Raw genomic sequence first — 1,237 nt, 5'->3', positions numbered from 1 at the left:
AGCTGCCGCTGCTCGTCATCGACATCCAGCGCGGCGGGCCGTCCACCGGTCTGCCGACCAAGACCGAGCAGGCCGATCTGCTGCAGGCCATGTTCAGCCGCAACGGCGAGGCGCCGGTCCCGATCGTCGCCCCCAGAACCCCGGCCGACTGCTTCGACGCGGCCATCGAGGCGGCGCGGATCGCGCTGACCTACCGCACTCCGGTGATGCTGCTCTCCGACGGCTATCTGGCCAACGGCTCGGAGCCCTGGCGCATCCCGGAACTGGACGAACTCCCGGACCTGACCGTGCAGTTCGCGCAGGGCCCGAACCACACCCTGGACGACGGCACCGAGGTGTTCTGGCCGTACAAGCGCGACCCGCACACCCTCGCCCGCCCCTGGGCCATCCCTGGCACGCCCGGCCTCGAACACCGCATCGGCGGCATCGAGAAGGAGGACGGCACCGGGAACATCTCGTACGCCCCCGCCAACCACGACTTCATGGTCCGCACCCGGCAGGCCAAGATCGACGGCATCGACGTGCCGGACCTGGAGGTCGACGACCCGCACGAGGCGCGCACGCTGGTGCTCGGCTGGGGCTCGACCTACGGACCGATCACCGCGGCGGTACGGCGGCTGCGCACGGCAGGGGAGGCCATCGCCCAGGCCCATCTGCGCCACCTCAACCCCTTCCCCCGGAATCTCGGCACGGTGCTGCGCTCGTACGACCGCGTGCTCGTGCCGGAGATGAACCTCGGGCAGCTCGCCACGCTGATCCGGGCGAAGTACCTGGTCGACGCGGAGTCCCTCACCCAGGTCAACGGCATGCCGTTCAAGGCCGAACAGCTCGCGCAGGCTTTCAAGGAGGCCGTCCATGCCCACTGAGGCGCTGTCCCTGGTACCGAGGAGCGAAGTCGCCCTCGGCGCACGTGACTTCAAGTCCGACCAGGAGGTGCGCTGGTGCCCCGGCTGCGGTGACTACGCGATCCTGGCGGCCGTCCAGGGCTTCATGCCGGAGCTCGGCCTCGCCAAGGAGAACATCGTCTTCGTCTCGGGCATCGGCTGCTCGTCCCGCTTCCCGTACTACATGAACACGTACGGCATGCACTCCATCCACGGGCGGGCGCCCGCCATCGCGACCGGCCTCGCCTCCAGCCGGCGGGACCTGTCCGTGTGGGTGGTCACCGGCGACGGCGACGCCCTGTCCATCGGCGGCAACCACCTCATCCACGCCCTGCGCCGCAACGTCAACCTCA

Annotated in this window: 1 protein-coding gene and 1 pseudogene; both read left to right on the top strand. The window is 69.8% G+C overall.

The window, feature by feature from the left end:
* A pseudogene (locus tag AB0N07_RS51375) lies at positions 1-866 on the top strand (2-oxoglutarate ferredoxin oxidoreductase subunit alpha); the annotation flags it as partial.
* The coding region (locus tag AB0N07_RS51370) for a thiamine pyrophosphate-dependent enzyme (RefSeq protein WP_365847933.1) at positions 856-1,237 on the top strand (382 nt) is incomplete at its 3' end. The pseudogene AB0N07_RS51375 and the gene AB0N07_RS51370, both read left to right, overlap by 11 nt.

Origin of the sequence: Streptomyces sp. NPDC051172 (assembly GCF_040682555.1) — a bacterium.
Taxonomy (GTDB): domain Bacteria; phylum Actinomycetota; class Actinomycetes; order Streptomycetales; family Streptomycetaceae; genus Streptomyces.
The sequence above is the reverse complement of the archived record's forward strand: the minus strand, read 5'-3'. Positions and strand labels throughout refer to the sequence as shown.